The 14,002-nt window shown below is 67.5% G+C and carries 14 protein-coding genes and 2 pseudogenes; 5 read left to right on the top strand and 11 right to left on the bottom strand.

Translation table 11 applies throughout. The features are described from left to right. The coding region (locus ACE3TU_RS11195; protein WP_374624137.1) for a GGDEF domain-containing protein at nt 1-354 on the top strand (354 nt) is incomplete at its 5' end. 33 nt (nt 355-387) lie between these two features. Here the strand turns inward: ACE3TU_RS11195 and aroA are convergent. From aroA to ACE3TU_RS11180, 3 genes are all read right to left on the bottom strand, one after another. Then, the gene (aroA, locus tag ACE3TU_RS11190) at nt 388-1,656 is read right to left on the bottom strand and encodes a 3-phosphoshikimate 1-carboxyvinyltransferase (protein WP_374624134.1); all 1,269 of its coding nucleotides are present in this window, start codon (nt 1,654-1,656) and stop codon (nt 388-390) included. Nucleotides 1,657-1,856: 200 nt separating this feature from the next. After that, complete coding sequence (locus tag ACE3TU_RS11185) at nt 1,857-2,915, bottom strand: hypothetical protein (RefSeq protein ID WP_374624131.1); 1,059 nt, start codon at nt 2,913-2,915, stop codon at nt 1,857-1,859. A 138-nt stretch (nt 2,916-3,053) separates the two neighbouring features. Then, nucleotides 3,054-3,551, bottom strand: coding sequence for a hypothetical protein (locus tag ACE3TU_RS11180; RefSeq protein ID WP_374624128.1), 498 nt, complete (start codon nt 3,549-3,551; stop codon nt 3,054-3,056). A 199-nt stretch (nt 3,552-3,750) separates the two neighbouring features. On the opposite strand from ACE3TU_RS11180, the gene ACE3TU_RS11175 reads away from it, so the two are divergent. From ACE3TU_RS11175 to ACE3TU_RS11160, 4 genes and pseudogenes are all read left to right on the top strand, one after another. Continuing rightward, a complete protein-coding gene (locus tag ACE3TU_RS11175) occupies nt 3,751-4,155 on the top strand; it encodes a helix-turn-helix domain-containing protein (protein ID WP_374624125.1) in 405 nt (134 codons plus the stop codon). A gap of 72 nt (nt 4,156-4,227) precedes the next feature. Further along, a complete protein-coding gene (locus tag ACE3TU_RS11170; protein ID WP_374624123.1) occupies nt 4,228-4,872 on the top strand; it encodes a HEAT repeat domain-containing protein in 645 nt (214 codons plus the stop codon). Between the two features lie 199 nt (nt 4,873-5,071). Continuing rightward, nucleotides 5,072-5,805, top strand: a pseudogene (locus ACE3TU_RS11165) (phosphotransferase enzyme family protein). A 306-nt stretch (nt 5,806-6,111) separates the two neighbouring features. Next, nucleotides 6,112-6,516, top strand: a pseudogene (locus tag ACE3TU_RS11160) (transposase); the annotation flags it as partial. Nucleotides 6,517-6,569: 53 nt separating this feature from the next. On the opposite strand, the gene ACE3TU_RS11155 reads toward ACE3TU_RS11160, so the two are convergent. The 8 genes from ACE3TU_RS11155 to ACE3TU_RS11120 all read right to left on the bottom strand — a co-directional run bounded on the left by ACE3TU_RS11155 (nt 6,570) and on the right by ACE3TU_RS11120 (nt 13,932). Further along, complete coding sequence (locus ACE3TU_RS11155; protein ID WP_374624144.1) at nt 6,570-7,004, bottom strand: hypothetical protein; 435 nt, start codon at nt 7,002-7,004, stop codon at nt 6,570-6,572. Between the two features lie 40 nt (nt 7,005-7,044). Beyond that, the gene (locus ACE3TU_RS11150) at nt 7,045-8,883 is read right to left on the bottom strand and encodes a type II toxin-antitoxin system HipA family toxin (protein ID WP_374624120.1); all 1,839 of its coding nucleotides are present in this window, start codon (nt 8,881-8,883) and stop codon (nt 7,045-7,047) included. Between the two features lie 330 nt (nt 8,884-9,213). After that, entirely contained in the window at nt 9,214-9,594 is a 381-nt protein-coding gene (locus ACE3TU_RS11145; RefSeq protein ID WP_374624117.1) for a HesB/IscA family protein, read from the bottom strand. Nucleotides 9,595-9,643: 49 nt separating this feature from the next. Continuing rightward, entirely contained in the window at nt 9,644-10,060 is a 417-nt protein-coding gene (locus ACE3TU_RS11140) for an SUF system Fe-S cluster assembly protein (protein ID WP_374624114.1), read from the bottom strand. Between the two features lie 9 nt (nt 10,061-10,069). Further along, nucleotides 10,070-11,290, bottom strand: a complete 1,221-nt coding sequence (locus ACE3TU_RS11135) for a cysteine desulfurase (RefSeq protein ID WP_374624112.1) — start codon at nt 11,288-11,290, stop codon at nt 10,070-10,072. Nucleotides 11,291-11,441: 151 nt separating this feature from the next. Beyond that, complete coding sequence (gene sufD, locus ACE3TU_RS11130; protein ID WP_374624109.1) at nt 11,442-12,656, bottom strand: Fe-S cluster assembly protein SufD; 1,215 nt, start codon at nt 12,654-12,656, stop codon at nt 11,442-11,444. Next, nucleotides 12,653-13,405, bottom strand: coding sequence for a Fe-S cluster assembly ATPase SufC (sufC, locus tag ACE3TU_RS11125; protein WP_374624141.1), 753 nt, complete (start codon nt 13,403-13,405; stop codon nt 12,653-12,655). Before sufC ends, sufD begins: the two co-directional genes overlap by 4 nt. Before the next feature lie 8 nt (nt 13,406-13,413). Next, nucleotides 13,414-13,932 carry a cupin domain-containing protein gene (locus ACE3TU_RS11120; protein ID WP_374624106.1) on the bottom strand — a complete coding sequence of 173 codons (519 nt, stop codon included), beginning with the start codon at nt 13,930-13,932 and terminating at the stop codon, nt 13,414-13,416. Between the last annotated feature and the right edge of the window lie 70 nt (nt 13,933-14,002).

Genomic DNA, 14,002 nt, shown 5'->3' with positions numbered 1-14,002 from the left:
CTGCGCCTCGTGGCGATGACGCTCAAGTCCAACATCAAGGGCCGCAATATCGCGGCACGCTATGGCGGCGAGGAATTCGCCGCGATCCTGCCCGAGACCGATATCGACGGCGCCGTCATCGTGGCCGAGAACGTCCGCAAGGCGATCCAGGCCAAGGAACTGCTGAAGCGTTCGACCAACGAGAAGCTGGGGCGCATCACCGCTTCGTTCGGCGTGGCGCAGCTGCGTCCCGACGACACGCCGAATTCGCTGATCGAGCGTGCCGACCGCGGCCTCTACGCCGCCAAGCGCGCCGGGCGCAACACGGTCATCAGCGAGATCGACCTCAAGGACGACGAGGTCGTCGCGGCCTGAGCCGGCCTGTCGCTCGCACCGCGCGTGCGCTCCTCACCGCAGCTCCACCCCCAGTCCCCGCAGCGCCTCCCAGTACCCCGGATAGGTCTTGCCCACGCATGCGGGGTCGAGGATGGTGATGCCGCCGATCCTCAGGCCGGCGAGCGCGAAGCTCATGGCGATGCGGTGGTCCTCATAGGTTTCGATGCGGGTCGGCAGCACCTGCCCCGCGAGGGCGGGATCGCCCGTCACCACCAGGTCGTTCCCCTCCTCGCGCGCCAGGCCCGGCCGGATGCGGTTGAGCTCGGTCGAGAGCGCCGCGATCCGGTCGCACTCCTTGACCCTGAGATTGGCGATGCCGACGAACCGCACCGGCGTGGCGTTGAACGCGGCGAGAACCGCAAGCGTGGGCACCGCGTCCTGCATCTGCGAGCCGTCGATCACCGCCGGCAGGTGCGGAAACATCGAAATGAACTTCGCCGCTTCGGCATCCGGCTGCGTGAACGCCGCCATCGGCACGCCCAGATCGATCCTGCCGCCCGTCAACGCCTCCGCGGCCCAAAGATAGGTTGCCGCCGAGGCATCCGGCTCGATGACGAAATCCGTCGCCCGGTAGCCGGTCGGCTCCACCCGCCAGGTCATCTCGTCAACCTGTGCCGCCCGCGCCCCGAAGGCCCGCATCGCCGCCAGCGTCAGGTTCACGTAGCCGCGCGCGTCGAGGTCCTTGCCGGTCAGCGACACCTCGATCGGCCCGTCCCCGAACGGCGCCGCCATCAGCAGCGCCGAGACATACTGGCTGGAGAGGCCCCCATCGATCTCCACACGGCCTTTGCCGAAGCTGCCCGTGCCGTTGATCACGACCGGCGGACAGCCGGTCTGGCTGGTCGCATCGATCCCCAGGGAGCGCAGCGCACTCAGCAGAGGTTCGATGGGCCGCTTGCGCATCGCCTCCTCGCCATCCACCACCACCCGGCCCCTGACCAGCGCCACCGCCGCCGTGAGAAACCGCGTCGCCGTGCCGGCATTGCCCAGCAGCAGCGGCCCGGCGGGGGCCTTCAGCGTACCGTCGGAGGAAACGACGAAGGTCGTCGCATCCGGTTCCGCGACGCTGACCCCCATCTGGATCAGCGCCTGCGCCATCAGCGCCGTGTCCTTGCTCTTCAGCGCCCCGGAGAGCCGGCTCGTGCCCTTCGCCAGGGCCGCGAGCAGCAGCGCCCGGTTGGTGATCGATTTCGACCCCGGCGGCGTCACCCGCCCGACAAGCGCATGCAAAGGCGGAACGATCGTCAAAGCCTCGGGCTTTGCGTGAGAGGCAGCGGTCACGGGCGGGACTCCGTCAGCAGGTCATTCCGGCCCCCTGGCCGGACACATCGACTGGTGCCGCGACGCGGCCTGGATGGCCCGGTCCTTTGCCGGGATGACGTTGAAGCAAGCCCGCTGGACTTAGCGCAGGATCGTCGGGGTGCCAAGCCCCGGGAAGCAGCGCATCCGGTGCGCCGTCCCCCGGGGATGACCATAATTCCCTATCGGCGAAGGGCGCCGAACTGGTGTCCGGTATTGCTGGTGATTGCGATGCTGGTCCCGTCGGCGGCGACCACGGCAATGTCCGTAAAGCCGTGGCTCCACTTCAGCTTGTAGGTCCCGGTTTCGGCGTCGAGCCGGGTCCAGGTCAGGCTGTTGCCCAGCGTGTCGTGCCCGGTGCCGTCAGCGAGGATTTCGACCACGCCCGATCCCGGCCCCCAGTCCCAGCTGCCGGCAAGAACCGTATCGCCGGCCGTATCGCCCGGCTGGGGTGTCACTGCCGGTGGCGCCCCGCGGCGAACGGCGTCCCAGTGAAAGCCGGTATTGTTGACGCCCGAGAGCGTCCGGCCGTCGGGAGCCAGCGTCGCCGTATCGGTGTAGCCGTGGCTCCAGTGCAGTTCGTAGATGCCGCGCGCCGCGTCCAGCAGCGTCCAGGTCATGGTGTTGCCGCGCGAGTCGTGCCCGGTTCCATCCGCGAGGATCTCCGTCATGTTGCCTCCCGGCAGCTCCCAGCTTCCCGGGAGCGTCGATGTCTGCGGCGCGGCGATCGGCTCGGCAGAACTCGGGATGAACTCGACGGTCAGCGTCTGCGTAGAGGCCAGCTGCTGCCCGCGATCGCGGATCTGGAACGCCTGGTAGGCGTGGCGCGCCGTCAGCGTCGCCCGCCACATCTTCTTGCTGAAGGAGTTGTTCCAGGTGACGACCACCTTGTAGGGCTGGCCGGCCACGGGGTCGCGCGGGAAGTACTCCGCCCCGCCACCCCACCCCAGGTACTCGTTGGACAGGTCGACCGGGTCCAGGGCAAACCCGCCGGGGCCGCCGACATAGCGATCCTCGGTGTAGGTCATCACCAGCTTTCCCTCCTCGTCGGGGACGCTGAAGTCCTGCTGCCCGGACGAGACCGGGTCCTCCGGGTAGTATGGCCGCGCCGTCGCGTCGATCTTGAGCTCGACCAGCTTGACGGCGAACGCCGGTGCCGTACCGGCCGCAATCAGCGCCGCGCCGACCACGACCGCGCGCAGCAAACGCCGAAGGCCGGGTGAACAGAAGATGCCGGACATGACCAACCTACCCTTGTTTCGATGACGGATGCCCGCCACGTTGAAAGCCTAGTCCCGTCCACCCTGCCCGATCTTGACCAGCATCAACCGCCGGCGACGGAGTTCGCCCCCCCACGAGGGGTCGTACGGTCTCGCCTGCTAGCGCACCCTGCCCTCGACGCGAACCATTCCGGCTCCGCCTGTCGCCTCGTTGTGGGCCCAGCTGTCCGGATCGGAATCGATCACCGTGTAGCTCCCGGCCGACAGGGTGATGTTCGGCCGCACGGTCCAGTATGCGTCGCGCACCCCGCCCTGGCCGGGTGAGCCGTCGGCGCCCCACGGCCCGAAGACGCGCCCTCGGGAATCGACCAGACCGATGAACCCCGGATCGGCACCGTGGCCGTCGTTCCAGTGGTAGGTGGTGATCGCCGTGATGCGCGTCCGTCGCTCTATCCGCAGGATGGGCGCCGAGCCGGCCTGCGTGTAGACGACATAGACATTGCCGTTGTCGAACACGACCGGGTCGGCACGCGAGGCGGCCTCCGCAACCAGTACGGCCCGCGTTTCGGGCGCTTCGCCCGCTAGAGGCGCCGCGACGGCGGAAGCCGCCAGGACGAATAGCGCTACTGCGGCAGGTAGCTGGCCAGTCGATCTCATGTCTCGCACTCCAGTGGCACCGGCACCCTACCCCGCCCTCGTTGATCGCCGTTGACGTGGGTCAATGTCCATCGGCCGAGCCGAGGCGTGCAGGAAGCGGCGAGGCACGACACGCGAGCAGCGCACGCCTGACCATTTGACTCCCTTTTTGTCCCCATATATGGACTTATTGAGTATCATAGAGAATATTGAGTCATCGATGAGCACCGAGTTCCTGACCGTCGAAGCCGCAGCGGAAGCGTTGCGGCTGCATCCCAAGACGGTGCTGCGCTTCATCCGCGAGGGGCGGCTGCGGGCGACGCGCGTCGGCAAGCAGTACCGCCTCCTGCGCTCCGATCTGAACGCCTTCGCCGGTGCCGGCCGGTCTTCGGCGGCCCGCGCCGCGCGCGTGACCTGTGTCGTCGATATCGAAGCGGTCGATCTGGCCCTGGTGCAGCGCCTCACCTCGCTGCTGATGGGCGCGTCGCAGGGACCGGCGGATAGTCCGATCTCGCTGAACATCGCCCACGATCCGGCCCGCGGCAGCGCCAAGGTGATCGTCATGGCCTCGCCGGCCGATGCCGCCATGCTGCTCAGGTTCGTCGAGGCGTGCCTCGAGTCCTGACGGCAGGGGACCGTCCGCGACGAAGGTCAGAATGACCCCGTACTCCGGCCTCTCGCCGGGAAGGTTGACAGAATGAACACGCTCGACGCCGCCTTTGCCGATCCGAACCCCTCGGTCCGGCTGCACGCCGCCCTGTCGGCCGGCATCACCCCGTCGCCGGGCGATCTCGACGCATTGCTGGCGCGTTGCGCCGTGGAGCCGGATTTCCAGGTGCGGGAGATGCTGACCTGGGCGCTCCTGCGGCTCCCCGCGGACATCGTCCTGCCCCGGCTGCTCGCCGAGCTCGACCGCCCCGATGCTCAGGCCCGGAGCCAGGCGCTGCACACGCTGTCCAAGCTCCGCGATCCCTCGGCCTGGCCCGATGTCGCCGCGCGCCTCGACGACGCGGATCCCGACGTCGTCCGCACTGCCTGGTACACGGCGGTAGCGATCGTGCCGGCGACCGAGCGCGACTGGCTGGCGGAAAAGCTCGCCGCCCGCCTGGGCCAGGGCGAGTCGGAAGTCCGGATGAGCCTCAGCCGGGCCCTGGCCGGGCTCGGGCGCGAGACGATCGCACCTGTCCTCGCCGCCGCGGCCGAGCATAAGGACTCGGCCGTGCGCCAGCACGCCGCCGCCATCGACCGGCTGCTCGACGACCCCGACCTCGGCTTCACCCTCTCGACGTGGAGCGCCCGCCGGGAAGTCGGCCTGGGCCGCATAAAGTCGGCAAAGGGGTAAGGAGCCCGCGCCCGAGCCGCACGCTCCCCGCATGATCTCTCCCCGGTTCCTCTCCCCCGTTCACGGGGGAGAGGAACCAGCGAAGCCGGTGGAGGGGGCGCAACCCCGAGTTCCGCCTCGAGCAGCCCACCTGCCCGTCGCCCGTTGCCCCCGGCCGCTGCCTGATCTACGCAGGTGCCGGCCGATCGAGGGGACACCGATGGGGTGGGAAGCGCTGAGGCAGTGGGGCGAGGACGCCACGCGGATCAAGCGGCTCGCCGGAGGGACTTCCAACGACGTGTGGAGCGTGCGCGTCCACGGCAGGCTCGCCGTCGCGCGCCTCGGCAAGCGGGATGACGCCGATCTCGCCTGGGAAGCCAAGCTGCTGCAGCACCTCGACCGGGAAGGCCTGGCCGTGCCGGTACCGATTCCGACGACGGACGGGCGGCTGTTCGCGGATGGCCTGACCGTGATGCAGTACATGCAGGGCGGACCGCCCGAGACGGCGGCCGACGGCGTCGCGTTGCCGAGACGCTCCGCGAGGTGCACCGGCTGACGCAGGGTTGGCCGCAGCGCCCGGGCTGGCGCTCGTCGACCGATCTTCTTGATGCCGCGACCGGCACGAGGATCGATCTCGCCGCCATGCCGCCGGAGGCCGTCGTCCGCTGCCGCGCGGCCTGGGCGCGGCTCGCCGGACGCGACACCTGCGTCGTCCACGGCAACCCCGCCAACCCCGGCAATGTCCGCATCACGGCGGACCGGGTGGCGCTGATCGACTGGGACGAAGCGCATGTCGACGTTCCCGATCTCGACCTGGTGCTGCCCCACAACGGCGCTGGGCTGATGGGGAAAGCCCGCGACGTCGCCGAACAAGCCGCATCCGCCTGGGAGGCCGCCATCTGCTGGCCAAACGAGTATTCCGCCAGGCGGCTGGCTGAGGTTCGAAAGGTCTGAGCCGGGGCCGGCGTCACGCCCCGGGCGCCACCCGCCGGATCACCCCCGGCGAGAGCCCGGGGCAGGTCACCCGAGATGCAGCCCTGCCCAAATACCGCGAGAACCCCCTGGGTCCCGGCCTCCGCCGGGGTGACAGCGCGTTGCTGGGTGACCAGCGCAAAGCCACGAACACATTGCGATACGCGAGCGACCAGTCATCTACTCACGGGCTGGGTCTGCAATTGGCCGATATCGTTGATTTAGTCGGCGGTTGATCGAGCGCCGTGGTCGTGATTCCGTTCTGCAGAGATGCAGGAGGACACGACGATGATGGGGATGCAGGTTCAGCCGGCGCAGCTGTTCTACGAGTTCCGGCTCGACGATCACGTCCCTGGCGATCACCTGCTGCGGCGTATCGATCGCTTCCTCGGCCTGGAGAGCGTGCGCTCCGAGCTGAGGCCCTTCTACAGCACCATCGGTCGGCCCTCGATTGATCCGGGACTGATGATGCGGATGCTGATCGTGGGCTATTGCATGGGCATCCGGTCCGAGCGGCGGCTGTGCGAGGAGGTTCATCTCAACCTCGCCTATCGGTGGTTCTGCCGGCTTGGGCTGGACGGCAGGGTGCCTGATCACTCGACCTTCTCGCGCAACCGGCATGGCCGGTTCAGGCAGAGCGATACTCTCCAGCACCTGTTCGAGACAGTCGTCGAGCGATGCCTGCGCGAAGGCGAATTGGCTTTGCGGATCGGCGTCCTCCTCGACAAGCTGGCCGTAGGTTTCAATCAGGACGGCATCCGCCGTGCTGTTCTTGCTGCCATGGAACGGCGCCCGCCGGTCAAGGCCCCGGTTGGCGGCGCGCTGACGCGCGATGACGCTCGCGACGATCGGCTCCGGCCCCTCAAGCAGCTTCTCGACGAGCTGCATGGATTCGTTCGAGGCCTCGCCGTGAGTGGCAAGACTATGGGCAACGTCATCCAGCTCGCGCAGCGCCACGGCCTTTCGTTCTTCGTCGCCGAACTGGCGCACCGCGTTGCGGGCATGCTTGAAGACTTCTCTCTGGCTCGCCTGGCGGAGGCGAGGACACGCGCCCTGTTGCGGGCAAACTCCTCGCGCACGACTTCCGGCACCAGCAGCTCTACTTCGTCACGTTCCACCAAGTCGCCCAGCCGCGTGCGGAACGGCAAGTTGCGAAAGTCCTTCGCGAGGTCGAGCCACACGCTCGTATCGATGAAGAGTTGAGCATCGGGTTCCTCTTGCCTAGGTGAGGGATTCAAGGCGCTCTTTCACGAGCCTGCGCATGGCCGCAGCGGCTTCCCAGGCGGGCGAATCCGGCTCCACCAGCGGCACAGGGCCCAGGCCGTCGAGCGCCCGGGCGAGTGCGGATGCCAGTTCATCAATCGCTGCGTCCGCGTCGGCGGCCCTGAGACCGGCGGTCGCGGCGAGCGCCTTGAAATCGGCGCGGCGGAGGCGGTCATCCTTGCCGTTGAGCTTCAGGGCCATGCGGTCGCGGGCAAGGCGCGAGAAGACGCGGGTGGTCACAGCGTCGTATAGCGGCGCGACGCGCACGCTCGCGAATGTGTCGCTGCCGGACTCCGCGACCTTCAGGAGGGCCAGGTTCTTGAGATGCATGTCGCCGTCGGCAATCAGCCAGGCGAACAGCGCGCGCCTGAGGATGAGGAGCAGGTCGGCCTGGGGATCTGTCGACAGAGGCCGCACGGCGCGGGCGACGCGCTCGATCGTGCCGTCATACTTTGCGGCGGTCGGCACCCCCAGAACCGACGCGAAATCCTCAAGCGCGAGGAACCGCGTATCGTTGTCGCCCTGGCGGATGTCGAAGCGCTCGACCAGCAAGGCGGGCGGCATGCCGTCGGGCATGGCGACGAGCGCCATGGCGGGCGCGCCAAAGCCCGCCGCCGCGCCGAGCGTCAGCGCCTGCCACTCGATGACGGGCAGCATGTCAAAGCCGGAGGTGCCGGCAGGCTTGAGGATATGCGTGAAGGGACGGCCTTCGCTCGGTATGAGCGTGCCGTCGCTCGCGAGAAACATGGGCGCCTTGATCTGTATCCCGGAGAGGCGGGGGGTATCGCTACTGGCAAAGATCGCGGCGAGGTTGGCTTCGAAGCTTTCCTCGATGTCGCTGCGGCCGGGTCCTGCATAGCGGCCGGTGAACACGCCCGCGCTCGTATAGGCGGACAGGCGCGTACTGAGAATGTCAGCGGGCAGGGACGCAAGTTCCTGTTGCGTCTCGGCGATCGTGATGTTCGACATGTAGCGCCGGCCCGCGCGCAGCTGCGCGCGCTCGTCGCGCTCGCCGAGAACAGATTCCAGCCAGCCCTCCGGCAGGAGGGAGACGATGAAGGGCGGCAGCTGGCCGGGCACAGTCTGGCGTACAAGCTGCGGGCCCTTTTGGTCGGACGGTTTCCAGCGCCATTCGAAGCCGTCGTGGGTGAGATTGCCGATCGGTTTCTGATGCCAGGCGACGATCAGGTCCAGCGCGGCTTCGTTCCGCGCGGGTGCGGCAGCAGGGCGGCGAAGGAGGAGGCGCTCGGCCTGTTCGCCTTCGCGGTACCACTCATTCTCGCGGGCGAGAGTCCACACCGCGTCGGCGGCTTTCTGGGCACTGCCATATTCTTCGATGAGGCGCTGCACGATCGTCTCGCGCATGGTCTCGTCAAGGGACTGCGCGTGCTCGCTGCGAATGCGGAAAGCCTCGAGGAAGCGCTGGCGCAATGCGGATACGGTGACGGTGAACTCACCCATCCCGTCATTGACGACGGCGGAGGCCACGGAGGGGTGCGCCGGCGCTGCGTTCTGTATGATCTCGAGGGCACGCAGCCGCGTACGCTGAATCCGGCGACCGCTGATGAACAGACGACCGTCACGGGTCGGCCCGAGCAGGACGGCGGTGGCGGCAGACAAGTAAGCCTGCGGATAGAGGTAGCGCGCGATCCGGACAGCATGCTTCATCGCCATCGCGTCGACGTCATCGCCCGCATCGACGTAAACGCCCCGCATCAGCTGGACGAGCTTTCCGGTCTCGGCCTGGTAGTGGCTGCGGGTCTTGTCTATGTTCTCGCCGACGAGGAAAAGGGCCATAAATCTAACTTTCGCGTATATCAGATACGCGAAAGTTAGGTTATTGGGGTTCAAATGTCAACTTTCGCGTGTTTGACATACGGGAAAGTTAGAAAGTGCGGCATCAGATCTGGCGTGAAAGCTGAGCGGGCCACCCTGTTGCGATCTGACGAAGCCTCACGATCAATTGCGCCCCAGTTTCCCGCCGCCAGGCCGCTTTCGCCGCAGCGTCGCCGTTGCCATACCTGTGGACTAAAGACCGCTCTTGGCGCGAAACCGGACCCCCCGTCCCCCCAAAACAAAACCGCCCGAGCAATGCCCGGGCGCCCCAACCACCGCTGCCTCAGCCGCTCACGCCCCCGCCCGAGCCTCGGCCAGCGCCTTCAGGTCCGCCGGCTTCAGCTGCACGCTCTCGCCACAGCCGCACTCGCCGGTCTGGTTGGGGTTCTTGAACGTGAAGCCGGACTTGAGGATGTCTTCCTCGAAATCCATCACCGTGCCGAGCAGGAACAGCGTCGCCTTGGGCTCGATGAAGACGTGCACGCCCTTGTCCTCGACATGGTCGTCGCCCTTGATCGGCTCGCCGACATAGGCAAGCGTATAGGATTGCCCGGCGCAGCCGGCATCCTTGATGCCGACGCGCACGCCCATCACCGGCGTATCGCTGTCCGCGATGATCTCGCGCACCCGCTCCGCAGCCGCATCGGTGAGACTCATGATCTTCAAAGCCATGGCACAGCTCTATCGTTAGTCACCGATATATACGCCCTGCCCAGGTGAATTACCACCAGTTCAGCGCCACCTGCGCTTCCTCGCTCATCCGGCTGGCGTCCCAGGGCGGATCGTAGACCATGTTGACCGTCACATCCTGGATGCCCTCGACGGTGCGGGCGGCGTTCTCCACCCAGCCGGGCATCTCGCCGGCCACCGGGCAGCCCGGCGCGGTAAGCGTCATGTCGATCGAGAGGTTCCGGTCGTCGTCGAGGTCGACCTTGTAGATGAGGCCGAGTTCGTAGATGTCGACCGGGATTTCCGGATCGTAGACGGTCTTCAGCGCGCTGATCAGGTCGCGGGTGATGCGTTCGACGTCCTCGGCGGGCAGTGCCGCCGAGACATTGGGCGTGATGCGGGGGGGCTCGGTCGCAACCTCGGCGGGCACCGCACTGCCCGCGTTCAGGTCCTCGGTCTGGTCATCCATGGTCCGTTCTCACGCGAAGAAACTCCGCGCCTTCTCGATGCCGGCAGCAAGGGCGTCGATATCGTCCGTCCCGGTATATAGGCCGAACGAGGCGCGGCAGGTAGAGGTGACGCCGAACCGCTTGAGCAGCGGCATGGCGCAATGTGTCCCGGCGCGCACGGCGATGCCGTAGCGGTCGAGGATGGTGGCGACGTCGTGGGCATGCGCGCCCTTGATCTCGAACGAGAAGATGCCGCCCTTGCCCGCCGCGGTGCCGATCAGGCGCAGCGAGTTGATCCGGCCCAGCCGTTCGAGCGCGTAGGCGGTGAGTTCCGCCTCGTGCCGGGCCGCCGAGGCGCGGCCGATTCCCTCGACATAGTCGATCGCGGCGCCCAGCCCGATGGCCTGGACGATCGGCGGCGTGCCCGCCTCGAAGCGGTGCGGCGGCTCGTTGTAGGTGACACTCTCCATCGTCACCGTATCGATCATCTCGCCGCCGCCCTGGTAGGGCTGCATGTCGGCGAGCAGATCATAGCGCCCGTAGAGCACCCCGATCCCCGTCGGCCCATAGAGCTTGTGGCCGGTGAAGACGTAGAAATCGACGCCCAGCTCGCGCACGTCGACCGGCAGGTGCACCGCGCCCTGGCTGCCGTCGACCAGCACTGGGACGCGCCGCGCATGCGCCATCTCGACGATCTGTTTGATGGGTGTCACCGTGCCGAGCACGTTCGACATCTGGGTGATCGCCACCATCCGGGTGCGCGGCGTCAGCGCCGCCTCGAACCGATCGATGTCGAAGCTGCCGTCATCGCCCACATCCACCCATTTCAGCACCGCGCCACGGCGCTCGCGGTGGAAATACCACGGCACGATGTTGGAATGGTGCTCCATGATCGAGAGCACGATCTCGTCGCCCTCCCCGATCCTTGGCCCGAGGAACGACGCAGCCACCAGGTTGATCGCCTCGGTGGCCGAGCGGGTGAAGATGATCTCCTCCGGCCGCCCGGCATTGAGGAAGCGCTGCACTGCCAGCCGCCCGCCCTCGTAGGCCTCCGTCGCCCGGTTGGCGAGGGTGTGTAGCCCGCGATGCACGTTCGCATAGGCGTGCCGGTGCGCCCAGTCCATCCGGTCGAGCACGGCACTGGGCTTCTGCGCCGAGGCACCCGAGTCGAGGTAGACCAGCCGCTGCCCGTGGATCTTCTCCTCGAGGATCGGGAAGTCGGCACGGATCTTGGCGAGGTCGAAGGTCATCGAGAATATCCCCGAGGGGCATCCCCCCTCCCAGCCTCCCCCGCAAGGGGGGAGGTGCCGTACGGCGCACCTGGCACTGTTGAGCCCCGCCCGCCGGCCGGCACCCTCCCCCTCGCGGGGAGGGTTGGGGAGGGGGGAGCCGCGAGCACCGTCACGTCCCGCCCCCCCCCAGCCACTCCTCGATCACCGAAGTCAGCGCCTCGTTCAGCGCTTCGTCCTCGATCGGGTCGATCAGTTCGGCAAGGAAGGCGCGCACCAGCATGATCTCGGCGTCGGCCTTGGCGATGCCGCGGCTCAGCAGGTAGAACAGCTGTTCCTCGTCGAGCCGGCCGCAGGTCGAGCCGTGCCCGCACACCACGTCGTCGGCATAGATCTCGAGCTCGGGCTTCACCAGGATTTCCGCCTCGTCCGAGAGCATCAGCCCATGGCTCATCAGCTTGGCGTCGGTCTTCTGCGCGTCTCGGGCCACCACCAGCTTGCCCTGCACCACCGCCCTGCTCCGCCCGCGGGCGATCGACTTGAACAGCGGCTTCGACGATGTGCCGGGCACCGCGTGCAATGCCTCCATGGTGATGTCGGCGTGCTGGCCCTCGCCGACGAGGTTGAGCCCGGCGATCTCCGCCGTCGCGCCCCTGCCCTCGTAGCGGGGAAAGAGCTGCGTGCGGCTCAGCGCCCCGCCGGCGTTGATCGCCAGGGTCCTGAGCTTCGCGCCCTCGGCGAGGTGGTACTCGCTGGTCGCGAAATGCGTTGCGGCCCTCGCCGCAAGGTTCACTGTGATGTGGGTCACCGTCGCATTCCGGCCGATGGCCAGGTAGGTCGCATGGTTGCCCAGGTGCGCCGCCTCGCTCCCCGAATAGGTCTCGAGTATCACTGCGCTCGCGCCATCGGCGACGAAGATTTTGGCGGCGCTCGCCGAATGCCCGGCCGGGCCTTCCGTCCGCCGGTCGATCTGGATCACCGGATCGACCGACCCCTCGAGGTCGAGCGTCAGCGCCTCGCCGATCAGCGCACCGTTGAGCCGCGTCACCACGTCGTCGCGCATCGACAGCACGCCGCCCTTTGTCCGGCCGACTATCACGCCGGCCGGCGCGGTGCCGTGCTGCTGCAGGACCCCGTTGGCGATCATCAGCTGGAACGCACCCGCCACCCGCAGGGCCGGCGCGCTGGCTTCGACCGGCGCGGCAGCCGGCTCCGGCACGGCGCGCAGCAGCTGCTTGAGGTCGGTATAGTGATAGGCCTCGACGCGGCGCGTCGGCAGGCCCGCGCCGGCAAGCCGCTCGGCCTCGGCCGCCGCTCCGGCGTCTCGCAACTGCGCGATCAGCGTGACCTCGGCCGGACCGAGCCGCAGGGGGGCTTGCGCACTCACGCCGCCTTCTCCCCGTCGAACCCGGCATAGCCCTTCGCCTCGAGCTCGAGCGCCAGGTCCTTGCCGCCCGACTCGACCACCCGGCCATCGGCGAACACATGCACCACGTCCGGCACGATGTGATTGAGCAGGCGCTGATAGTGGGTGATCACCAGCATGGCGCGTCCGGGCGAGCGCAACGCGTTGACCCCGTCCGACACCAGCTTGAGCGCATCGATGTCGAGCCCCGAATCCGTCTCGTCGAGGATGCACATCTTGGGCTTCAGGAGCGCCATCTGCAGGATTTCGGCGCGCTTCTTCTCGCCCCCCGAAAACCCCACGTTCAACGCCCGCTTCAGCATCTCGGAGTCGACATTGAGGGCCCTCCCCGCCTCCTTGACCGCCCGCATGAAGTCCGGGGTTGAGATTTCCGCCTCGCCCCTGCCCTTCCGCTGCGCATTGAGGGCTGCCTTGAGGAAGGTCATGGTGGCGACACCAGGGATCTCGATCGGATACTGGAACGCGAGGAACAGCCCGGCCACGGCCCGCTCCGAGGGCTCCATCCCGAGGATGTCGACGCCGTCGAGCAGCACCTGGCCATCGGTGACCTCGTACTCCTCCTTGCCGGCCAGCACATGGCTGAGTGTCGATTTGCCCGAGCCGTTGCGGCCCATGATGGCGTGCACCTCGCCCTTGGGGATGGTGAGGTTCACACCCTTGAGGATTTCGCGCTCCTCGATGCGGACATGCAGGTTATGGATTTCGAGCATCGGGGTGGTCATTTGTCTTTGCTTTCTGCGCCGGGCTCGCCGTCCCAATAGTCGAGGCCCGAGCCCAGACGGTCGAGATGGCGCACGGTGGCCTTGTCGTAGGGGTTGCGGGTCGAGCGGCTGAACACGCCGAACTTCCCTGAATCCGGGTACTCGCAGACATCGGCCAGCGACATCGTCGAGATCCCGTAGTAGCGGAGCGGGCCGGTACCCGTGTTGATGATCTGGTGCGCCGTCTCGGGACCGCCCGCCGGCGCGCCGAGCACGTCGCCCGCCTTGATCGGGTAGGAGTTCGGACCGAACCGGTAGGTGCCCTCGCCCTCGAGCACGATGAACAGTTCGTCCTCGACATGGTGATTGTGGAACGGACAGGCGGATTTGCCCGCCGGCACCTCGTTGTAGGTGATGCCGAGATCCTTGAGCCCGACCAGCGGCCCGATCCGCCGGTCCGAACCGGCATAGAGCGTGCCCTGCTCGTAGCTCTCGAGCTCGAGGTCGGCGATGTTGACAATCGGCCGGGTTGTCATTGCTTCACCCGCCCGCTCTTGTAGTCCTCGACCGTATGCAGCTTGTCACCCTTGAGCAGCGCCAGCGAAA

The sequence above is a fragment of the Devosia sp. genome (assembly GCF_041917035.1).
Classification (GTDB): Bacteria; Pseudomonadota; Alphaproteobacteria; order Rhizobiales; family Devosiaceae; genus Devosia_A.
Note: the sequence above shows the minus strand (reverse complement) of the source record. Positions and strands in the feature narration are given on the sequence as shown.